Origin of the sequence: Halomicrococcus gelatinilyticus, assembly GCA_024227995.1 — an archaeon.
Lineage (GTDB): Archaea > Halobacteriota > Halobacteria > Halobacteriales > Haladaptataceae > Halomicrococcus > Halomicrococcus gelatinilyticus.
Map to the genome: position 1 here is coordinate 76,991 of CP100466.1, position 21,508 is coordinate 98,498.

Consider the following 21,508-nt stretch of genomic DNA (forward strand, 5'->3'; position numbering starts at 1 on the left):
AGAGGAAGACCTGACACCGCCGGCGCGTGCTACCGGTCGACCTCGCCGAGCACGATGTCCAGGCTACCCAGCGACGCGACGAGGTCCGGGACGTACTCGCCCTCGGACATCTCCGGTAGCGCCGAGAGGTTGTGGAAGCACGGACTGCGGATCTTGAACCGCGCGGGCTGGCTGGTGTTGTCCGAACGGATGTAGACGCCGAGTTCTCCCTTCGCACCCTCGACGGCCCGGTAGGTCTCCGCGTCCGCCGGCGGCTTGACGGTCCGGGGGACGTTCGACTGGAGGGTGCGTTCCTCCTCGGGCCAGTCCTCCAGCAGGTCGACGCACTGCTCGACGATCTTCGCCGACTCCTCGACCTCACGGAGCCGAACGAGGACGCGCGAGTAGTTGTCACAGCCGTCCTCCGTGACGACGTTCCAGTCGAGCTGGTCGTAGTAGCCGTAGGGGTCGTCGCGGCGCAGGTCGTAGTCGATGCCCGACCCGCGCGCGACCGGCCCCGTGACGCCGTACTGCTTCGCGACCTCGGGTTCGAGAACGCCGGTGTCGATGCAGCGGAGCTGGAATATCTCGTTGCCCGTCAGGAGGTCGTGGTACTCCTCCAGCGCGGTCGGGAGGTCCTCGACGAAGTCCCGCACCTTGTCGAAGAACTCCTCGCGGGGTTCCGGGACGTCCCAGACGACCCCGCCGAGCCGGAAGTAGTTGTACATCATCCGCTGGCCCGTGAGGTCCTCGAGGATGTTCTGGGCCTTCTCGCGGTCCCGTATCGCGTACATGAAGATGGCCGTGAAGTCGCCGTACACGTCCAGCGCGAAGGTACCGGCAGCGAGGAAGTGGCCCGTCATCCGCGAGAGTTCGACGCCGAGCGTCCGGAGGACCTGGGCGTACTCCGGGACGTCGATGTCCGCCAGGTCCTCGATGGCGCGCGCGTACGCCCACTCGTTCGTCATGTTCGCGGTGTAGTCCCAGCGGTCGGGGTACGGCATGATCTCGTACCGGTAGTTGCCGCTCTGGGCCATCTGCTCCTCGCAGCGGTGCAGGTAGCCGACGTCTGGTTCGACCTGTACGACCTGCTCGCCGTCGAGGGTGGTCTTCAGGTGGAGGACGCCGTGCGTGGCCGGATGGTGCGGGCCGATGTTGAGGAACATCGTGTCCTGGCTGCCCGCGCGATGGTCGTCCTGGAGCGGATTCCGGTGTTCCCGCAGCGGCACGACCTGCGGTCGGTTCTGGTCGTAGTCGAGACTCAGCGGGTGGCCCTGCCACGTCTCCGGCAGGAGGATACGACGGGGGTCGGGATGACCCTCGTAATCGATGCCGACCAGGTCGAACGCCTCGCGCTCGTGCCAGTCGGCGGTCCGGAAGACCGGTTCCGCCGTCTCGCTGACGGGGTCGTCGGTCGGCACCGGGACGACGACGCTGACCTCCTGCGTGCGGTCGTCGTACTTCGTCAGGTGGTAAATGCTCTCGTAGCGGTCCTCGTACTCCTGGGCCGTCAGGCAGGTGAGGTGGTCGAAGCCGGCCTCGTCGCGCAGCGCGGTGAGGGCGGCCTGGACGTCGTCCGGGCGGACGACGAACGCCTCCGCGTTGCTGTGGTCCTCGCGGCCGACGACGTACTCGTCGAGCAGTTCCGCGAGTTCGTCGTAGTCGACCTCCCGCCCGGTGACCTCCTGTGAACTCATGGCGAATCACTCCAGTTGTACCGCATGACGAGAGTGTCCTCGTCGATGCGGTCGGCGAGCGAGTCGATCAGTTCGTCGCGTTCGAGGTCGCCGAACTGCTCCAGTTCGTACGGCTTCACGGTGACGGGGCTGCTCTCTCCGTTGGCGGTCCGTTCCTGGAGTTTCACCACGCCGTAGATGAGCGCCTCCGGACGCGGCGGGCAGCCGGGGACGTTGATGTCCACGGGAATGACCTCCTCTGCGCCCTTGATGACGTTGTACCCCTCCTGGAACGGCCCACCCGAGATGGTACACGAGCCCATCCCGACGACGAACTTCGGCTCGGGCATCTGGTCGTAGACGCGCTTCATCCGCGGCGCGAACTTCGAGACGATGGTCCCCGGAACGATGATGACGTCGGCCTGCCTGGGCGACGCCCGCGGCACGCCCGCGCCGAACCGGTCGAGGTCGTGTTTCACGGCGTACGTGTGCATCATCTCGATGCTACAGCAGGCGATGCCGAACTGCAGCATGAACATCGACGACCCCCGGACCCAGTTCATGAACTTGTCGAACTTCGTGAGGATGAACGGCTGGGAGCCGAACGCCTCCCGAAGCGTCGAGTTGAACCGGCTGCGTTTCTCCGCCTGTGCTGCCTCGCGGCTCTCCTCCGCCTGGAGGTCACCGCTGGCGTTGCTGTCAGGTCTTGTCTCTGTCCTGTGTTCGCCCATCTTCCACCCCCGGCCCCTGCCGAACGCTCGACCCCCGCCGAACGCTGGACCGACCGGTACGTTCGAGAGGAACGCGCATCAACCTTGGGGCGACGGAGGCGAGGTTGAAGTGGCCGCTCGTCCAACCGTCCGGCGTGACGTGGAGACGACGTGGCGCCGTCGTGGCGCTGGCGCTGGTCGCCCTCACCCTCGAGCGCCTCGGGGCTGCGGTCGAGCGCACGGTTCCGTTCAGCCCCCTGTTCGCCCGGTGGCGCGTCGGCGCGGACTACCTCGACCGGTACGGGGTGGAGACGGGCGAGGCCCTCCCCGGCGAGATGGACGACGTCGCGGCGTACGCGAGCGACGCGTTCGACCCCGACGCGCTCGACCCCACCGTCAGGGAGTTCTACGAGCGGACTGCGAGCTACGACCTCGACTACGCGGTCCGCTGGCATCGCGGGTTCCGCCTCGGAGCGACCCTGGCGGTGCGGTTGACCGGTCGTATCGAGCAACTCGACCTCCCCGCACCCGGAAAGGCCGGCGGTCGCCTCCGGAGTCGCATCGTCGCGGTCGGCGAGCGGTCAGACCCGCGCGACGGCGCGCGGGCGTGGATCCGCACGGACGAAGCTGGCACTGCGGTCTTCGTCGCCATCTACGCTAGCCACGTGTCCGACGGCCGCCGTTACGTCAACATCGCCGTCCCGCTCCCCCGTTCGAACCTGAGCACGGTCCTGCTGCCCCGGACGACGCCGGGGGGCGGCGTCGAGTTGACCACCCGGGCGGGGACCGACGACGAGGGGCTCTACCTCGTCACGCCGCTGGGCGCCGTCGCCCTGCCGCTGTCCCAGCGGTTCCGCGTGTGGTCGGACGGCGGGGGCGTCCGCGCCACCCACGAGATGTGGGCGTTCGGCCGGCAGTTCCTGACCGTGACGTACGCGGCGAGGCCGGACCAGGGATAGACGTATCCGGCTGGCGTATCACTGCACGATCATGAAGCTCGGTGACGCGGGGTCGGCGACGCGCTCGGTGCTCGTCGACCGACTCACAGCGGTCCTGCCGGCGTACCTGGCCGGCACCAGCGTCGCGCTCGTCGCGCAGACGGTCCCGCTCGTCGGCGTCGCGCTGGCGTTCGTCTCCCTCCTCGGAACGGGGCGCATCGACCGGTTCGTATCGACGGTACGGAGCGTCGACGTATCCCCGACCGGGCCCACGAGCGACGCCGCGGCGTCTGAACTCGCCGACGCGACGACGGCGCTTCTCACCCCTACGACGGTCGCCCTGCTCGTCGGGTCGGCGGTCGGCGGCCTGGTCGCGTTCCTCGTCGCGCGGGCCGTCGTCGGCGCGGCCCAGGTCCACACCGTCGTCGCGGCGCTCCGTGGCGAGCGTCCGGTGGTCGCCGGCGTTCGCGGAGCGAGCGCCGACGCCGGGACGTTCCTCGCACTCGGGGTCCTCCGGGGGCTCGCGCTGCTCGCTCCGACGGTCGCTCTCGCGCTCGTCGCTCTCGTCGTCGCGGACAGCGCGCTGTTGCCGCTGCTCGCCCTCGCCGTCCTACTGTGGCTGCCGGTCACCGTCGCCGTCTACGTCCTCTTCGCGTTCGCGCCACAGGCCATCGTCGTCGACGGCGTGGGCGTCCTCGGCGGAATCGAACACGGCGCCGGCTTCGTCCGCCGCAATCCCGGCCGCGTCGGCGCGTACTTCGTCGTCGTCTTCCTCCTCGTCGCGACGGCGGGTGGTGCGGCGTTCGCGTTCCAGGCCCTCGGCGTGGGACCGCTGGCGCAGGTCGTCGGGGCCTTCGCGCTCGCGCCGACGCTCGGCGTGCTGAAGACGGCGCTGTACCTCGACCCGTCGAACGTCTCGGTCGCAGGTGCGAGCGACGCGACGGGCGTCGGAGTCGACGACGCCACGGCGGGCGAGCGCGGCTGGGGAGCCGAACCGGCATCGGTCGGCGAGCCCGGGGTTGTCGGGTCCGTCGTCGCCGCGTTCCGGCGCGGCTGGGACGAACTGCTCGTCTTCGTGCGAGAGCGGGCACTGCTCGTCGTCGCCGCGCTCGGCCTGTTCGCCGCCGGTATCGCGGGCGGTCTGGCCGCAGTGCGCCCGTACGCGGTGCCGTTCCCGGCCTCGCCGACGACGAACGTGTTCGGGGCGTTCCCCGTGGACACGTTCGTCAGCCTGACGGCGAACAACTGGCTGGTCGCCATCGCGACGGCCTTCGCCGGCCTCGGGTTCGGCGTGCCGTCAGTGATCAACATGCTGTTCAACGGCGCGCTGGTCGGTGCCGTCGTCGGACTCGGCGAGAACCCGGTCGACGTTGCCGCGCTCGTCGTCCCGCACGGCATCCTGGAGGTGCCGGCGCTGGCGGTCTCGGGCGCGCTCGGGCTCCACCTCGGGGCGTCGGCGTGGTCGTACGTCCGCGGTCGCGCGTCGGCCGACGACCTCGCGGCGGAGCTCGTCCGGACGTACTACGCGCTGCTCGGACTGTTACCGGTGTTCATCGTGGCCGCCTTCATCGAGGCGTTCGTCACGTGGTGGGTGGCCAGCCTCGTCTGAGGTGGGAGGCGAGCGTCGCTCACTGCGCGATTTTGGTGAACGCGTTCGTGTCGGGGTCCGTACCGGCGACGACGAGCTGGTCCTCGGACTCGACGACGAAGTCGGGGCCGAGGTCGGTGATGACCTCGCCGTTGCGCTCGACTGCGATGACGGTACAGCCCGTACGCGAGCGGACGTCGGCCTCGCCGAGGCTCTGGTCGACGAGCTGTGGCGCGGTGGTCCGGATGATCTCGATCTGCTTGTTCGGCGAGATGATCTCCTCGTCCTCGATGATGGTCGAGGCGAGCATCCGGCCGCTGACCGTCTCCAGTGCGAGCACGTAGTCCGCCCCCGCGCTGTACAGCTTGCCGATGTTCTCCGTCTCGTTGGCGCGGGCGACGATCTCGACGGAGGACGATATCTCGCGGGCGACGAGCGTCGCGAAGATGGTCGTCGTGTCGTCGCTGAGCGCGAAGATGACGGCGTTCGCGTGCTCGATGCCGGCCTCGCGCAGGGTGGCCTCGTCGGTCACGTCGCCGACGACGTCCACTTCGTCGCGGGCCTCGAGGTCGACGACGGTGCTGCTCAGCCCGGAGGTCGCCAGCCTGTCGCACACGGTACTCCCGACCTCGCCGAAGCCGGCGACGACGGCCGAGCGGTGGGAGCGGACGTACTCCTCGCCGATGGTCATCTCCTTCAGGCGTTCGAGCTGGGCCTCCTGGCCCGCGACGAGCAGGATGGTGTCCTCGTCGAGCAGCGTGTCCGGCGACGGCGGGGTCTGGAACTCCCCCTGGGTCCACGTGCCGATGAGGCTCGCGCCGGTGCGCTCGCGGATGTCGCTGTCGGAGAGTCGCTTGCCGCAGATCTCCGCGCCCTCGTGGACGGAGAGTTCGAGTATCTCGAAGTCCTCGCCGACGGTGACGGTCTCGCCGAGGTCGGTCGTCACGGAGGCGGTCACCTGCTCGGCGAGGCTGGTCCCGAGCAGGTGGCGCGGCGAGAACACCTCGTCGGCGCCCGCGTAGTGGAGGTAGTTCTCCAGGTCGGTGTCCTCGACGAGACTGATGACGTGTACTTCGTCGGTCACCTCGCGCACGGCGAGCGCGATGCTGGCGTTCTGCTCGTCGCTCGCGTCGGCGACCACGGTGTCGGCGGTCTCGACCTGGGCGTTCCGGAGGACGTCTGCGGACTCGGGGTTGCCGTGGATGACGTCGAAGTTCTGCTCGTAGAGGTCCAGCACCACGTCGCGGTCGCCGACGACGAGGACGTACTCGCGGTCCCAGGTCCGGAGTTCGTCGATGAGCGCCTCCGCGCGTGGCGAGTAGCCGCAGATGACGACGTGGTCGCTGCGCTCGTCGATGGCGGTCGGGGGGCTCACGCGCACCGCCTCCCGGACCCACGGCGCGACGAACAGCGGCAGCGCCATGAAGATGAGGAACACGCCCGTCATCTGCATGACGATCATCAACAGCTCCATCTCCATCGACTGCCAGAGGCTCGCGTCTTCGCCGTACCCCGTCGTCGTGAACGTCTCGACGACGATGGAGAACGACTCCAGCAGGCTCCGCTCTTCGCCCTCGAACGTCGCCATCCCCCACGAGTAGGCGAAGGTGTAGGCGACGACCACGATGACGAACGCGCCGACGTAGAGGAAGAGCCGACGCCGCTGTCGATTCATCACTATCGTCGCTCTCTCGCCGCGCCTCTTTTACTTTACCACCGGCGTCTGACCGCGTTCAGACGTCGACGTCGACCGGCACTCGTTCCCCGGTCCGTGCCGCCTCGTAGGCGGCCTCGGTGAGCGCCGTGACGGCGAACGCGTCGCGGGCGGTCGCCGGCGGGGTCGCTCCCGTCCCGATAGCGTCGATGAACGCCCCGGCCTTGCTCCCCTCCCGCTCGCGGTCGACGTAGGGGACCACGTCCGTGCTGTCCGACTCGACCTTCGTCAGCCGGCGGGGCTCCCACTGGCGGCCCTCGAGGTAGATCGCACCCTCGTCGTCCCAGGCGTGGACGTGCTCGCGGACGCAGGGAGCCTGGCTGAACACGGAGATGCTGGCCCGGGCACCCTCGGCGAACTCGACGTTGAGCAGCGCCTCGACGTCGACGCGTTGTTCGTCGTCAGCGAACTGCATGTCCGCCCGGACCGCCGTCGGGGTGAGCCCGGTCGTCCAGAGCACGCCGTCGACGAGGTGGCTGCCCGTGTCGTAGAGGTTGCCGCCGCCCGAGAGCTCCGGGTCGGCGCGCCACGTGTCTGAGAACCGCGAGTACCAGTCCTGGGTTATCTCGGCGGTGACGAACGTCGGCGTCCGGTTCCCCTGCGCCCAGCGCTTGCGCGCCTGGACGAACGCGGGGTTGAGGTGGCGCTGGTAGCCGACCATCAGCACCTCGTCGGCGGCGTCGCTGCGCTCGACGAGGTCGCGGGCCCGCTTTCGGTCGGTCGTCAGCGGCTTGTCGCAGAGCACGTGGAGGTCGCGGTCGAGCGCGGCGGTCACGTGCTCGTAGTGCAACGTGTGCGGTGTCCCGACGAGGACGGCGTCCATCTCCTCGGCGTCCAGCATCTCGGCGTAGTTCTCGTACCGGGAGCCGCGGCCGACGTAGAGCGTCTCGCCCGCCACCTCGCGGGCCTCCTCGTCGATGTCGGCGAGCGCGACGACCGTCGACCGTGGGTCGGAGACGAACTCGGCACCGACCGTCTTCCCGATGTAGCCGCCGCCGACGACGCCGACGCGCAGTTTCTCCGGTCCCGGACTACTCTCCACCATTGCTTCCCCCACCGTAACGAGGCATGCACGTCGTTTCAGCGACTGGCCCCTTAATTCGTATCGCCGAGCGAAAGGGAGCGACGGGAGGCCGGCGCGTTCAGGCGGAGAACGAGAGCGAGACGAGTCGGGCGTCGCCGTAGATGACGTGGATCTCCGCGGCACCGTCGCCGTCGACGTCCGCGAGCGCCGGATGGGTGTAGATGGGCACCGACCGAGAGTAGGTAGCTTGCACCTCGCCCGAGTCGGGTGCGACGACCGCGACGGTGCCGTCGTTCGTGACCGCCACCAGTTCGGGGTCGCCGTCGCCGTCGACGTCGCCGACCGCGGGCGGCGGCATCATCTTCGTCCCGCTCGTCAGCGACGTCGACCACTCGACGCTGCCGTCGGTGCCGTCGAGCGCGTGCAGCGTCCCGTCGGCCGAGGCAGCGTACACCTCCGCCGTTCCGTCGCCGTCCGCGTCGACGATCCGGTCGACGGCCGAGAGGTCGCCCGCGTCGGTGTCGGGGTCGCCGACGTCGCGCCGCCACTCGACCGAACCGTCGCGGCCGTCGACCGCGACGACGTGGCCGCTCGACGTCGCGACGACCGTCTCCACCGCGGCGTCGTCGTCGGTCTGTCCGGACCCCATCCAGAGGATGGAACTGCTCACGTTCGTCGACCACTCGACCGAGCCGTTCCCGTCGAGCGCGACGACGCGACCGCCCGAGGAGGGCGCGACGCCAGCGACGAGTTCCGGGTCGCCGTCCGTGTCCACGTCGTCGACGGTCGGCTGGCCCCACACCATCCCGCCGAGGTCCCTGGTCCACGCGGCCGTCCCGTCCGCCCGGACGACCCGGAGGTAGCCCTTCACGTCGACGACGGCCGTCTCGGTGCCGGGGTCGTCGCTGAGGTCCGCGACGACTGGCTGGGTGTACCCGTAGGCGCGCAGTTCGTGGCGCATCTCCGTCTCCCCGGTCACGGGGTCGAAGGCCTTGACGTCCTCCTCCGTGCTCGTCGCGAGCACCTCGCGGTCGCCGTCGCCGTCGTAGTCCGCGACGGTCGGGTCGGCGACGGCGTGGAGCGTGCAGTTGGCGGGGGGCACCTGGTACTCCCACGCGACGCTGCCGTCGCTCGCGTTCAGCGCGTAGAGGCCGCAGCCGTCGCCGTTGCCGCGGTCGCTGACCGGCGTGAAGACGAAGGTGTGACCGTCGACCGTGGCGACGGCCGGCGCGTGGTGGTTGCCCTTCATGTCCCGGCCGGTGTCGCTGACCCACCGCTCGTCGAGCGACCCGCCGTCCCCCTGGACGACGGCGAACGCCCCGGCGCCGGCGAGTGCAGCCACGATGACGAGGAGTGCGAGAGCGGTGACGGTCCGCATCGGCGGCAGTTGGCGGTCCGACGGCAAAAGGGCTCTCACTCCGCCGTCGGTTTCGAGAGTCGTACCACCCGCGGGTCGCGGCGACCAGTTCCGGTTCGCTGGGGCTTAAGTGTGGTTGCCAACGACTAGCAACCGACATGGCTCGAGTCGAGATAGAGTACTGCGTCCCCTGCGGACTGCTCGAACGCGCCGAAGACGTCCAGCACGCCCTGCTCTCGGAGTACGGCCAGCGCCTCGACGCGGTGGCGCTGAAGACCGGCGACGACGGCGTGTTCGAGGTGCGCGTCGACGGCGAGGACGTCTACGCCAAGGAGGAAGACGAGTTCGACGTCGACCGCATCAGCGACCGCGTCGGCGACCGGCTCTGACCGTTCACTCCAGGAGCGCGAAGTAGGGGTCGAGCGAACCGACGCGGTCCGTCGGGACGACCGCGCCGTCGCAGCGGGCGAGTCCGGCAGCGGCCAGGTCGGCGAGGGACGACGGCCCGGTTCTTCGCACGCGTTCGCTGCGGGACGCGGCGTCACGTGGGCGTGGGACTCGACGAGGACGGCTGGTCGCTCACCCAGCCGTCGGCGACCCGGAAGATAGCGACGTCGCTGTTCTCGAAGGCGAGCTGGTATCCGGGCGAGAACAGCAGCGTCGTCGTCATCGTCGCCCGCTGGTGTTTCTGCATCCCGCGCACGGTGTACTGGCCTTTCGGGACGAAGACGTAGTCCGGCTGGACGTCGCTCCGTTCGAGTTCGGCCGAGAGGCAGTTGGCACTGCGACAGAGCGACAGCCGCCTGAACTGATGGAGCTGTGAACGGTAGGCGTCGTGTCCCTTCCATTCCACCCCCCAGGGCCCGACGAGGATGGTCCGACCGGTCTGCTGTGGGAACCACTCGGCAGCGTCGCCGAGGACGACGAAGTCAGCGGACTGCGCCGTGTTCTCCTCCGCCCAGTCCATCGCCGCCATCTCGCTCCGGTCGACGAACTGCGGAAGCGAGGGGCTGCCGGCGTGGGCGTCCACGTCGCTCGCGGCGTAGAGCGCGCCGCTGCTCACCCCGAGCAGGACGACGAGGACGACCGACACCGTCACGACCACCTCCCTGTCCAGCACCGCCGCCTCGTGCCGCAGACGCGGCAGGACGCCGTCGACGACGAACGCCGCGCTGACCATCGCGCCGACGAGGAACACGAACCGCGCCTTGCCGACGGTCAGGACGGCCGCCAGCAGCCACGCCGGGAGGAAGTACTTGCGCTTCGCGACGAGGTACAGACAGCCGACGGTCGGGACCACCTGCCAGACGGACAGCAGCGGCATCTGTTCGATGCGGCGTTCGACGAGGTGCTCTATCGTCGGGATGCTGCTCCCGATGCCGCCGTGGGTCCCCGCCGCGGCGGTGAAGACCCCCGGGCTGTGCATCGTCACCACCTGCAGCCACCACGGCGCGGTGGCGGCGAGACCGCCCGCCGCCACCGCGGCTCCCCAGAGGAGTCCGTCGAACGACCGGTCGAACCGGACGTACAGCAACAGGAAGCTGACCACGAAGAAGACGGTGTACACGGGATGGGTGAGTATCGTCAGCGCGAACGCGACCGTGGCGGGGACGAACCAGTTGCGATCGCCGGCGCGGAAGATGCGGACGCCAGCGTAGATGCCCGTCAGCGCGAACAGCATGGCGGGCGCTCGAACGATTCCGCCCGCGGAGATGTGCCACTGCAGCACCGGCGGGCTGACGGCGACGATGAAGGCCGACAGCGTCGCCTGAGCCCGCGACCCGAGCAGGTCGCGGGCGGTGTAGTACAGCGGGACGAGGTACGCCAGGGTGACGATACCGGGGAGAAAGCGGGAGATGGTGATGGCGTCGAGCCCGGTCAGGTCCTGCATCGCCGCGAGGACGTAGAACATCAGCGGCGGATACGCGAACGGGACGCCCTCGGCGGTGTAACCCGGTATCCGCGACGGGAGCGCGTACCCGCTGGTCGATATCTGGTCGGCGATACTGAAGTACAGGCCCGCGCCGAACGCCGGGTAGGGATGGGACTCGAGGTAGAAAAAGAGGATGCAGAGTCCGGCCAGCAGTGCTGGCGCCAGCCAGAGGAGTTCGCCGACTGGGTGTTTCTGGTCCTGCGTCGTCGTGTGCGTCTGCTCCCTGGCCATGGTTCTGAACTGTGGTCGCCGAGGGCGACCCCGGTCTCCGGGGAACCTATTGCCCGACTCATTCTTTGTTATCCAGTGGCTATGGCCGGGATACCGTACGATGTCGCTCGTTTGGGTGCGCTTTCACGGCCGGTAACGACCCCTTTTCGCCGGCCATCGAACCGGGGGACGCCAGGGCCTGGCGCTACTCGTACCGGAGCGCGTCGATGGGGTCGATGTGAGAGGCGTCCCACGCGGGATAGAGGCCAGCGAGCGCGCCGACGAACAGGCCGACCGCGATGGAGACGACGAACCACTCGACCCGGAACGCCAGCGGCAGCCCGATGAACTCGGCGGCGACGAACGCGGCACCGAGGCCGACGGCCGCGCCGAGTGCCGAGCCGAACACGCCGAGCAGGATGGCCTCCAGCAGGAACAGCTGGAGAACATCCTGGTTCTGCGCGCCGACGGCCTTCATGATGCCGATCTCGCGGGTGCGCTCGGTGACCGACACGAGCATGATGTTGGCGATGCCGATCGCGCCGACGACGAGCGAGATGAGCGCGATACCGGTGATGTACGCGGTGAAGGTGTCGCTCACCTGCTGGACCTGGTTGACCAGTTCGTCCTGAGTGGTGACCTGGAAGTCGTAGGATTCCGGTTTCAGCTGCCGTGCGTCGGACTGCTCGCCGAGATAGGTGTACACCCGGCCCTGAACGGCGTCGACCTTGCCGGTGTCCTCGGCGAGGACGAGCAGTCGGCCGTAGACGCGCTGGTTCTCGTTCTCCGTGGGACTGAACACGGTCCGCTGGTAGAACGGATCCGGCGGTACGTACAGCTGCGGCTGCGGCCCCTCCTGCAGGCCGAGCGCAGACTGCTCTTTCGGTTCGACGACGCCGACCACGGTCGCGTTGATCGTCTCGCCCGTGGCCGCGCGCTGGATGCCGATGGTGTCGCCGACGGAGACGTTCTCGTCCCCGAACATCGTCGCCGCGGGGCGGTTCAACACCACCTCGCGCTTTCCGCTCTGGAACGCACCGCCGGCGACGAACGCCTGGTCGCGCACTGCGAAGTACGACGGCGACGTCACCGTCACCCACTGCCGGCCGACCGTGTCGTTCTGGAACGTCACGGACGAGGCGGCGAGGCCGCTCTGTGGGACCGCGGCCTCGACCCCCTGGAGCGACCGGATCTCCTGGACGTCGTGTTCGGTGAACACGGGGCGTCCGCCACCCAGGTTGGGCAGGCCGGTACTGTCGCCAGATTGCGCGGAGACGTACATCGTCGCCGCGTTGCCGCCCGCCACGGTCTGGACGATGTCCGCCTGGAGGCTCGCCCCGAGCGTGACGAAGGTGATGACGGCGGCCACGCCGATGATGACGCCCAGCGTGGTCAGCGCCGACCGGAGCTTGTGTTCCCGGATGTTACGCCAGCTGATGCGGAGGCTCTCGAGCGCGTTCATCCCCCTCGGCCGTCCGGCACTGTACTCGTCGCGTTGTCGTTCTCGATTGCTCTCATTTCTCTCCCCTCCGCCCGCGCTACGTGTTCCGGAACCAAAAACCCACGACCGGAAACAGCAGGTTAACGGCCTGAAACACGATATTATGGCGTTCTGAGCGTCTGTCAACCCTCGTTCCCGGGCGACCACCCGGAAACGAGAGCCACGTCGTGACAGTGCAGCGGGCGTCGCGACGCCGGTCTCGCGAACCGTAACGTCGATTACAACCGCACGTGACGGAACGAGCACGAAACACGGGGTGGACGTCCACACGTCGGGCCGCCGACCACTGCGCGACGGACGGTAGAACCCGCTGGCCTCGGCCAGGCACCCGGGATATCGTATAGCGACATGTGGTTCATCCCTCCGGCGGTCGAGCGGGTGCTCACACGACGACGGGAGGGACAGTCGGCACCCCGTTACAGACGGTCCAGCTGCCCCGGACGTCCCGAACGGTCGCGCAGGGGCGACCTACCGACGCGTAAGTACGGCCTACCAACCCCGAGACGGTCGGAAGACCGGATCGACGATTTCGAGAGGACGTTGGGCCACGTGACGGAGTCTGTCCCGTGACGTCACGGTAGACCCTCGCGCACAGAAGTTCGGTTTCGACTGGAGGTTCATTCGTTGCTTTCAATTGCAGTCGGTGTTCTTTTTTCAACGCAACCAGTCTGGCCCGGCAATCGAATCAGGAGACGATGGGAGCGCATCATGAAAACCGACTGCATCACCGAACGAGCGAAGAGCCTTGACCGGGACGACCGCGCGGCGTACCGCGTGGCCGGCGACGACGATGACGACGTCAGCACCCGAGTCATTCAGGCCATCGAGGAGATCGGCGACGAGGACGGGGAGAGCACCTGGCTCTACGACAGCATCGACCCGGACGCGCTCGACGCCATTTTCGACGACAAACACGACGGCACTCCGCGGACGAACGGGAAGGTCGTCTTCACCGCTCGCGGCTTCGAGGTCGTCGTCCACAGCGACGGATCGCTGACGCTCTACGCTCCGGAAGGCCACGATCCGGACGGTGTCGACGCGTAACGAACGGACCGAAACGGTATTGTCCTCACGGCAGGCAGTCGGAGCCAGAGTCGACGGATGAACGAGGGGGACGTCACGTTCCGGGAGATGTTCCGCGAGCTACCCGTACAGACCAGTCTCTTCAGTTTCGGACCGGTCGTGCTCGCGATCGCACAGCTGTTCAACGGGATCTACTACGGGACCACGCTGACCTACCACGCCCTGTTCGGGGTTGTCATGATCGCCTTCGCCGTACTCGTCACTCGCCATCACCTCGTGTCGTTCCGGGTCCGGCGACTGGAGCGCGACGAGCCATAGATGAGCCGTCGCTATTTCGTTCGCCTCGTCGAAAGAAGACGTCTACGCGCCGGTCGCGGCACCGGCTTCCGTCGAGCTACCTGCGTACGCGTTGTAGCCGGCGCCGACGGCGACGATGGCGCCGGAGACGACGTCGCTCCAGAACGCTGTCCCGACGCCGGTCAGCACGAACGGGACGAGTATCATCCACAGCCCCATGAGCGCGACGAAGGCCGAACTGCCGACGCTGACGGTGTACCCGTTCGTCATCCGGTAGTAGTTGTACCCGGCGACCAGGAAGATGGCGAGCCCGATGATGATGTTGTTCCAGTAGTTCGCCAGGGATAGCCCCGGATAGACGAACGCGGACGCGAACACCCACGCGCCGAAGAGTGATACGAAACCGCTGAGCCACTTCAGGCTGGAGTGCGCCGTCGTGGTCTGTTCTGACGTTGTCGTCTCTCGACGTTCGGTTTCTGACTCACTCACGTTCTCTGCTACGATGGATAGCGCATTAACGGCCGCGACGGTTCACGCCGCGATGAACGGATGCGAAGTCGCTCACGTGGGAGAAATTCGAGCTTACGTGTCGCCGGCACCGCGCCCATGGTCAGGCCACGTTCCGTTCCGAGACGGTTTGCCCGTCCTCGAATCGCTCGCTGGTCAGCCGAGAGCCGTCGACGAGCGACGTATCGCCGTCGTGGACGAGGTCCGCGACGACGCCGCCGGTCGCGGGCGCCTGCTGGAAGCCGTGCCCCGAGAAGCCGACGGCGTTGACGAAGCCGGGTATCGTCTCCTCGACGATGGGGTGGTGGTCCGGGGTGACGGCGTACAGTCCAGACCAGCCCCGGCGGACCTGCGTCCCGGGGCCGAAGTAGTCCGCGCAATCGGCGGCTCGCTCCAGCGCCTCGGCGGTCCAGTCGAGTCCCGGGGACCGGGCGAACCCGTCGGGGTCGGCGTCCGGGTCGTGGTCGGCGAAGTGACCGCCGACGAGCGCCGCACCGTCTCGCTCCGGCCGGAAGTACGCGCCGGAGTCGAGGTCGATGGTCAGCGGCACCGATTCTGGAACCGGCACCTCCGGGTCGACGACGGCGACGCTCCGACGCCTGGGGGCGACCGGAAGCGTCAGTCCCGCCATCGCGGCCACCTCGTGCGCCCACGGACCGGCGGCGTTGACGACGACGTCGGCGTCGAGTCGCCCCTCGGTCGTCGCGACGCCAGCGACGCCGCGGTCGGGCCGCAGGACGTCGGTGACGGTGACGCCGGTCACGATCTCGACGCCGGCGTCGCGCGCACCGGCAGCGAATCCCTGCAGGGCGAGGTGCGGGTCGGCGAAGCCGTCGGTGGGCGAGTACGTCGCAGCGACGAACTCCTCGGCGCGTAACTCCGGGCAGCGCTCGCGGGCTTCGGCAGGCGAGAGCAGTTCGCTCGGAACGCCGCAGTCGTTCTGCATCGCGACGTTCTCGGCGAACGCCGCCGCGGTGGACTGCTCCCTGGCAACGAGGAGGTATCCCGGGCGTCGGAACTGGATGTCGACGCCGAACTCGGACTCGAAGTTCTCCCAGACGGGGACGCTCGCCCGCGACAGTTCGACGTTGACGCGCGTGGAGAACTGCTGGCGGATACCGCCGGCCGACCGCTCCGTACTGCCGGCCCCGAGCGACGACTGCTCGCAGACGACCACCTCGGCCCCTCGCTCGGCAAGGTAGTAGGCGCTCGCGAGCCCAACGATACCGCCACCCACGACGACGACGCGCATGTGCCGGGGTACGGACGCCCGGGTAATGACGTTCCGGGTGCCCCCACAGAGAACGAGAGCGTTCTGCGACGCGAACGGGCACCAAACGCTGACGGCGCTCCCGGACGAACGCCGCGCATGGTCAGGATACTCTCGGACGCGGACGTCGCCGACTGCCTCGACGTCGCCGAACTCCTCCCGGTCGTCAGATCTGCCTTCGTCAGCCAGGGACGCGGCGAAGTAGAACGGCCGGAGCGACCACACTTCCCCGTCGGAACCGGGCTATCGGGCGACGAACCGCTCGGCACCGGTCTCGTGATGCCGGCGTACGTCCACGGCGCGGACTACTACGTCACGAAGCTCGCGAGCGTCCACGAGGACAATCCCCGGCGAGACCTGCCGACGGTCAACGCTCAGGTGGCGCTCACGGACGCCGAGACCGGTCAGCCGGCGGCGCTGCTCGCCGGAAACCGCATCACGAACGCCCGCACCGGTTGCATCGGCGGTCTCGCGGTCGCGGAACTCGCAGCCGCACCCGTCACGCTCGGCGTCCTCGGCGCGGGAACGCAGGCCCGCTGGCAGACGCGCTGCGTCGACGCCGCGACCGACCTCGACGCCGTCCGGGTGTACTCGCCGAGCGACTCGAAGTACGCTTGCGCCGACGACCTGGACGCGGAACTCGACGCCACCGTCGAGGCGGTCGAGACGCCTGCCGACGCCGTCGCGGAGGCGACTGCCATCGTCACGGCGACGACGAGCACGGAACCGGTCTTCGACGGGACGGACCTGGCCGACGGAGCGGTGGTCGTCGCCGTCGGCGCCTACACCCCCGCGATGCGTGAACTGGACGCGGCGACGTTCGAGCGCGCCGCACGCGTCTTCGCCGACGTCCCCGGGGAGGCCGCCGACGTGGGTGGCGTTCGCGCCGCCGACCTCGCAGCAGACGAGCTTGTACCGCTCTCAGAAGCGTTCGAGGGACGCGCCGGGCGCGAGAGGGCAGACGAGGTGCTCGTCGTCGAGAGCGTCGGGTCGGCGGTCCTCGACGCCGCGGCGAGCGAGCACGTCCTCCAGCGCGCGATCGAGAACGACGTCGGGACCACCGTTCCGTTGTAGTCGCCCTCGCCGGTGGTTTTCTGTACAGCTATCTGGACAGCTATCTGTGGTGACGGCGAGTGCAGAGAGGATACCCGGCAGTGCCGCGGCAACCGGAGATCCAGCCAGACATCCTGGTTAGCTATCTAGATAGCTAACCGGAAAGCCAGGTTTGGTCTGTGGATGGGGACGCGACGTGCGAGCCCGTCGAACGGAGACGCAGTCCAGAAGGGAGTTGACGCTGGGAGTGTGGACTGTATCGTCCATCACGCAGGCCTCACACGCCCCGCGAAGAAAGCCATGAAGGGATTCCAGATAGCTATCGAGAAATATATCCAGATATCTTGCCAGATTTGCAGAGGACGGAAGGGGTTCGAACGGCGGGCGGACCAGGCAGGCCGGCCGAGGACGCGACATCGGAAGCGAGAACTCCAGCAGCGAGACGATCGGCGCGTAGGGGAGGTGAGCGTCAACCCTACGACGTAGATTGCCAGAGAGATAGACAGCCATCCAGATATCTATCTAGATATCTTCGAGGCTGCAGCCAAGACACAGGACGAGGCGAACCCGCGATACAGCACCAGAAAGCCGCCGTATGGCGGTTATCTGGCAATCTATCCAGGAATATATCTGGCGAGATAGCTAACTGTATAGCTATCCGGATAGTTTGAGCCTCTCGTCTGACGAGAATTTATGAGGGGTAAGCGTATACAGTCCAGATATATGAAACGAGCCATCACACTGTGGAGCGAGTCCGGCGGAGTGGGCAAGACGACGATGGCGACCAACGTCTCCGCAGCGCTGGGCCGGCGCGACGAACGGGTTCTCGTGATCGACCTCGATCCCCAGCTGGGTAGTCTGACCGACCACGTCGGATACCAGGACCTGAAGACACACGACGGCGAGCACCTCGGCGACGTACTGCTCGACGAGGAGAAGGACGTCGAGTCGCTCATCGTCGAGACCGAGGACTTCGACCTCGTCCCGTCCCACGAGGGGCTCGCGAACATCGAGAGCGAGATGGCGGCACGCAACACGTCGTTGCGGGAGTTCCAGTTGCGGTCGGCGCTGAAGAGCGTCGCGGGCGATTACGACTACTTCGTCGTCGACCCACCGGCGACGCTGAACGTCCTCGTCGACAACGCGCTCGTGGCCGCGCGGAACGTCCTCATCCCCATCGAACTGACGCGGAAGGGCAGCATCTCCATCGAGGGCCTGGAGGACACCCTCGACAGCATGGAGCGAGGGTTCCAGAAGTTCGACGACGACTTCGACCTCGGAATCCTCGCGGTCGTCCCCAACGAGGTCGGCGATTCGAACATCTACCGCGACACGCGGGAGGAACTGGAGGCCGCCGGCAAGCCGGTGACGCCGTTCGGGGTTCGCAAGCGTGACGTCCTGAAGGAGGCGTGGAAACGACAGATGAACGTCTTCGAGTTCGCGGAGAGCGAGGAGACGCGCGACCTCCGCGAGTACGAGGAGGACCTGCTCGCCAACTTCGAACACCTCGCTCGCATCGTCGAACGGGGAACGGTCGACGTTCCGGAGGTGGAGGCATGACGAAGGACGACCGCTACGGAGTCACCGACGACGACTACGGCGACGACCTCAGCGACCTGACGGATTCGACCGGCGCGTCGACGACGGAGGCCGCAGAGGAGACCGGCGACGAGGAAAGCAGCGACGACGAGACGGACGCACTCCCGTTCATCTTCGCGCGGCGAACGGTGAAGGCGGACCGCGAGGCCGTCCCGGTGTACGTCCAGGACGAAACTGCCAGTGAGATCGAGGAGGTAGAGCGGAAACTCGACCAGCAGTTCGACAGCGACAAGGTGATGGCACTCGACGTCCGCGAGGCGCTGGTGCGGGCGGGGCTCGATAACTTCGACGACGTGGAACGCGTGATGGAGGAGTGGGGATACGGCCGCCGATAGCGAAAGGTCCGTTCCGTATTGCGGTTATCTAGATAGCTATCCAAATAGATGTCCACTTAGCTATACGTATGAGTGTCTGGTTATATTCACAGACAGAGCCCCCAGCGGTCTTCTCCGGCCGGACGGGCGGTACCGGCGAAACAACGGGAGTACAACCGGGAGAACGATGTGAACCACCAGACACCGGTATTGTATTCTGTGTACAAAACCGTTAAGTCGGTGGAGACGCAAGTGGAGGGTACATGAGTGACGATATAGAGAGCATCAAGGAACAGAAGAAGAAAGAACTGCTCGGAGAGGACGACGAGTCCGGCACCGACGTGCCGAACGAGCCCATCCACATCGAGGGGTCGGACCACCTGGACGAGCTCGTCCAGGACGCCGACGTCGTGCTCGTCGACTTCTACGCGGACTGGTGTGGCCCGTGCAAGATGCTCGAACCGGTGGTCGAGTCCATCGCGGCGGACACGGACGCGGCAGTCGCGAAGGTCGACATCGACCAGCACCAGATGCTGGCCCGCCAGAACGGCGTCCAGGGCGTCCCGACGCTGTTCCTCTACGCGAACGGTGAGCCCGTCGAGCAGATGGTCGGCGTCCAGGACGAGTCGACGCTCCGGAACAAGATCCAGCAGCACGCAGCCTGATCCTCGTCGACGTCGTTCTCGCGTCTTTAAGGGGGCGGCGTACGAACGCTCGGACGATGGGATTTCACACGTTCGACGCCGAGAAGGCCGAGAAGCTCGAGGACGACTCTCGCTACCGGTACGTCTCCCGCGAGGAACTCGTCGGCAGCCTCGACCCGTCCGACGACGACGTGGTCGCCGACCTGGGGAGCGGGACCGGATTCTACACCGACGACGTGGCCCCGCACGTCGAACAGCTCTACGCGGTGGACGTCCAGGAGCCGATGCACGACCAGTACCGCAAGAAGGGCGTTCCCGAGAACGTCTCGCTCGTGACGGCGAACGTCGCGGAGCTTCCGTTCGACGACGGCGAGCTCGACGGTGCGTTCTCGACGATGACGTTCCACGAGTTCGCCGGGGAGGACGCGCTCGCCGAGGTGGCGCGCGTCCTCGCGGACGGCGGCCGACTCGTCGTCGCCGACTGGAGCGGGAAGGGTATCGGAGAGAGCGGACCGCCGGTCGACGAACGCTTCGACGTGGACGAGGCCAGCGAGCAACTCGTCGATGCCGGATTCACCGTCGAACACGGGTACGAACGCCCGGAGACGTTCTTCCTGGTCGCGCGACGCTGACGACGGATAGACGACGGACCGCCGGAAGGCAACCGCCTGCGTTCGACTGTCTGGGTCGGTACGGGCGTCGACTCAGTGGTCGTGCCCGTGCTCGTGGTCGTGTTGGTGATTGTGGTCGTGCTCGTGACCGCGTCCGTGCTGGTGATGTTCGTGGTCCGACGGACGGAACTGCCCGCTGAACGCCCGCTGAACGACCTCGTTCAGGGCCGGGTGGACGTGGATGGTCTCCCGGACGTCGTGGACCGTCCCTGACCCGGACGTCATCGCGACGACGACCTCGTGGACGATCGACGAAGCGTCGGGGCCGACGATGTGACAGCCGAGAATCGCGGCGTCCTCCGGGTCCGCGAGCACCTTGACGAAGCCGTCGTCCTCCATGAGCGCCTGGCCCATCGCGGTGTCGCCGTACTCGTAGGTCCGGACGGCGAACTCGCGGGCCGCGTCGCGGAGCTCCTGCTCGGTCCGCCCGACGCCGGCGACCTGCGGAGAGGAGAAGACGGCGTGTGGCATCGCCGTGTAGTCGACCGGTTGCTTCTCGCCGCGGCCGAGCGCGTTCCTGGCGACGTAGCGCGCCTCGTGGTTCGCAGAGTGCTTGTAGAGGTAGTTGCCGACGATGTCGCCCAGCGCCCAGACGTCGTCGGCGGTTGTCTCGAGGTACTCGTTCGTCTCCACGAACCCCTCCTCGTCTGTCTCGATGCCAGCGGCTTCGACGTTCAGCGTGTCGGTGTTCGGCTGTCGGCCCGCCGCGACGAGCAGTTCGTCTGCGGTCACCTCGACGGCGTCGTCCGGGCCCTCGGCCCTGACCGTTATGTCCCCGCCGTCCTCGCTGACGGCGGTGGCCTCGTAACCTGCGTACACGTCGTGGTCGCGGGCGAAGACCTCGGTGAAAGTCTCGCTCACCTCGCGGTCCTCGTCCGGGAGGAGGACGTCGCGGCGGCCGACGATGCTCACGTCGGTGCCGAACGCGCCGAAGAAGTGGCCGAGTTCGGCCGCGATGTAGCCGCCGCCGACGACGATCAGGCGGTCGGGGCGCTCCTGGAGTTCGAGCGCCGCCTTGCTCGTGAGATAGGACACGTCGTCGATGCCGTCGATGTCGGGTATCTTCGGACGGGTTCCGGCCGCGACGAGCACCGTCTCCCCCCGGATGCGCTCGTCGCCCACCTCGAGTGTGCGCTCGTCGACGAACCGGCCGCGTTCGTGGAAGAGGGTGTGGTGCTCGGAGGCGCGGAGGCCGCGCTCGATGCTCTCGGCGTCGCCCGCGACGTCGTCCGTGACCTCCTCGACCATGCCGGCGAAGTCGACGTCCTCGATAGTCGCGTCGATGCCGAACGCGGACGCGTCGCGTATCTCCTCGGCGAGGTCCGCGCGGTGGATGAGCATCTTCGAGGGGATGCAACCCCGGTTCAGACAGGTGCCGCCGAGCGGTCCCTCCTCGACGACGGCGACGTCAAGGCCCTGGCGCACCGCGGTCGAGGCGACGTCGAGGCCCGACCCCGAGCCGACGACGACGAAATCGAACTCCTGCATACCGCAGGTTGG

21 protein-coding genes are annotated in these 21,508 nt (G+C 67.7%); 10 read left to right on the forward strand and 11 right to left on the reverse strand.

Annotated elements, in window-relative coordinates; all coding sequences use genetic code 11:
• Positions 1-29 precede the first annotated feature (29 nt).
• Positions 30-1,676, reverse strand: a complete 1,647-nt coding sequence (locus tag NKT36_RS15550) for an NADH-quinone oxidoreductase subunit D (RefSeq protein WP_327053694.1) — start codon at positions 1,674-1,676, stop codon at positions 30-32.
• Positions 1,673-2,386, reverse strand: a complete 714-nt coding sequence (locus NKT36_RS15555; RefSeq protein ID WP_327053695.1) for an NADH-quinone oxidoreductase subunit B — start codon at positions 2,384-2,386, stop codon at positions 1,673-1,675. Before NKT36_RS15555 ends, NKT36_RS15550 begins: the two co-directional genes overlap by 4 nt.
• A 134-nt stretch (positions 2,387-2,520) precedes the next feature.
• Between NKT36_RS15555 and NKT36_RS15560 the strand changes: the two genes are divergently transcribed.
• Both NKT36_RS15560 and NKT36_RS15565 read left to right on the forward strand, forming a co-directional pair.
• Entirely contained in the window at positions 2,521-3,324 is an 804-nt protein-coding gene (locus NKT36_RS15560) for a hypothetical protein (RefSeq protein WP_327053696.1), read from the forward strand.
• A 31-nt stretch (positions 3,325-3,355) separates the two neighbouring features.
• On the forward strand, positions 3,356-4,912 hold the full coding sequence (locus tag NKT36_RS15565; protein WP_327053697.1) for a stage II sporulation protein M: 1,557 nt from the start codon (positions 3,356-3,358) through the stop codon (positions 4,910-4,912).
• A gap of 19 nt (positions 4,913-4,931) precedes the next feature.
• Here the strand turns inward: NKT36_RS15565 and NKT36_RS15570 are convergent, their stop codons facing one another.
• From NKT36_RS15570 to NKT36_RS15580, 3 genes are all read right to left on the reverse strand, one after another.
• Positions 4,932-6,566, reverse strand: a complete 1,635-nt coding sequence (locus tag NKT36_RS15570; protein WP_327053698.1) for a potassium channel family protein — start codon at positions 6,564-6,566, stop codon at positions 4,932-4,934.
• A gap of 58 nt (positions 6,567-6,624) precedes the next feature.
• Positions 6,625-7,650: a Gfo/Idh/MocA family protein gene (locus NKT36_RS15575; RefSeq protein WP_327053699.1), complete on the reverse strand. Its 1,026-nt coding sequence runs from the start codon at positions 7,648-7,650 to the stop codon at positions 6,625-6,627.
• 97 nt (positions 7,651-7,747) lie between these two features.
• Positions 7,748-9,007 carry an outer membrane protein assembly factor BamB family protein gene (locus NKT36_RS15580; RefSeq protein ID WP_327053700.1) on the reverse strand — a complete coding sequence of 420 codons (1,260 nt, stop codon included), beginning with the start codon at positions 9,005-9,007 and terminating at the stop codon, positions 7,748-7,750.
• Between the two features lie 137 nt (positions 9,008-9,144).
• On the opposite strand from NKT36_RS15580, the gene NKT36_RS15585 reads away from it, so the two are divergent.
• Positions 9,145-9,375 (forward strand): Rdx family protein, encoded by a 231-nt coding sequence (locus NKT36_RS15585; RefSeq protein ID WP_327053701.1) that lies wholly within the window; start codon positions 9,145-9,147, stop codon positions 9,373-9,375.
• A 4-nt stretch (positions 9,376-9,379) separates the two neighbouring features.
• On the opposite strand, the gene NKT36_RS15590 is transcribed toward NKT36_RS15585, so the two are convergent.
• From NKT36_RS15590 to NKT36_RS15600, 3 genes are all read right to left on the reverse strand, one after another.
• Entirely contained in the window at positions 9,380-9,505 is a 126-nt protein-coding gene (locus NKT36_RS15590) for a hypothetical protein (RefSeq protein ID WP_327053702.1), read from the reverse strand.
• Positions 9,506-9,527: 22 nt separating this feature from the next.
• A complete protein-coding gene (locus NKT36_RS15595) occupies positions 9,528-11,150 on the reverse strand; it encodes an ArnT family glycosyltransferase (RefSeq protein WP_327053703.1) in 1,623 nt (540 codons plus the stop codon).
• 184 nt (positions 11,151-11,334) lie between these two features.
• Positions 11,335-12,591 (reverse strand): ABC transporter permease, encoded by a 1,257-nt coding sequence (locus NKT36_RS15600; protein ID WP_327053704.1) that lies wholly within the window; start codon positions 12,589-12,591, stop codon positions 11,335-11,337.
• A gap of 747 nt (positions 12,592-13,338) precedes the next feature.
• Between NKT36_RS15600 and NKT36_RS15605 the strand changes: the two genes are divergently transcribed.
• Together NKT36_RS15605 and NKT36_RS15610 are read left to right on the forward strand one after the other, a co-directional pair.
• Positions 13,339-13,674, forward strand: a complete 336-nt coding sequence (locus tag NKT36_RS15605; RefSeq protein WP_327053705.1) for a HalOD1 output domain-containing protein — start codon at positions 13,339-13,341, stop codon at positions 13,672-13,674.
• A 57-nt stretch (positions 13,675-13,731) separates the two neighbouring features.
• Positions 13,732-13,971, forward strand: coding sequence for a hypothetical protein (locus tag NKT36_RS15610; protein ID WP_327053706.1), 240 nt, complete (start codon positions 13,732-13,734; stop codon positions 13,969-13,971).
• A gap of 42 nt (positions 13,972-14,013) precedes the next feature.
• On the opposite strand, the gene NKT36_RS15615 is transcribed toward NKT36_RS15610, so the two are convergent.
• Positions 14,014-14,439, reverse strand: a complete 426-nt coding sequence (locus NKT36_RS15615; protein WP_327053707.1) for an SPW repeat domain-containing protein — start codon at positions 14,437-14,439, stop codon at positions 14,014-14,016.
• A gap of 121 nt (positions 14,440-14,560) precedes the next feature.
• A complete protein-coding gene (locus NKT36_RS15620) occupies positions 14,561-15,709 on the reverse strand; it encodes an NAD(P)/FAD-dependent oxidoreductase (RefSeq protein WP_327053708.1) in 1,149 nt (382 codons plus the stop codon).
• Positions 15,710-15,826: 117 nt separating this feature from the next.
• Between NKT36_RS15620 and NKT36_RS15625 the strand changes: the two genes are divergently transcribed.
• The 5 genes from NKT36_RS15625 to NKT36_RS15645 all read left to right on the forward strand — a co-directional run bounded on the left by NKT36_RS15625 (position 15,827) and on the right by NKT36_RS15645 (position 19,969).
• Positions 15,827-16,801, forward strand: coding sequence for an ornithine cyclodeaminase family protein (locus NKT36_RS15625; RefSeq protein WP_327053709.1), 975 nt, complete (start codon positions 15,827-15,829; stop codon positions 16,799-16,801).
• A gap of 702 nt (positions 16,802-17,503) precedes the next feature.
• Entirely contained in the window at positions 17,504-18,340 is an 837-nt protein-coding gene (locus NKT36_RS15630) for a ParA family protein (RefSeq protein WP_327053710.1), read from the forward strand.
• Positions 18,337-18,714 carry a hypothetical protein gene (locus NKT36_RS15635; protein WP_327053711.1) on the forward strand — a complete coding sequence of 126 codons (378 nt, stop codon included), beginning with the start codon at positions 18,337-18,339 and terminating at the stop codon, positions 18,712-18,714. Before NKT36_RS15630 ends, NKT36_RS15635 begins: the two co-directional genes overlap by 4 nt.
• A gap of 242 nt (positions 18,715-18,956) precedes the next feature.
• Complete coding sequence (gene trxA, locus NKT36_RS15640) at positions 18,957-19,358, forward strand: thioredoxin (RefSeq protein WP_327053712.1); 402 nt, start codon at positions 18,957-18,959, stop codon at positions 19,356-19,358.
• 56 nt (positions 19,359-19,414) lie between these two features.
• On the forward strand, positions 19,415-19,969 hold the full coding sequence (locus NKT36_RS15645; RefSeq protein WP_327053713.1) for a class I SAM-dependent methyltransferase: 555 nt from the start codon (positions 19,415-19,417) through the stop codon (positions 19,967-19,969).
• Positions 19,970-20,041: 72 nt separating this feature from the next.
• Here the strand turns inward: NKT36_RS15645 and NKT36_RS15650 are convergent, their stop codons facing one another.
• Positions 20,042-21,496, reverse strand: coding sequence for a dihydrolipoyl dehydrogenase (locus tag NKT36_RS15650; protein ID WP_327053714.1), 1,455 nt, complete (start codon positions 21,494-21,496; stop codon positions 20,042-20,044).
• Between the last annotated feature and the right edge of the window lie 12 nt (positions 21,497-21,508).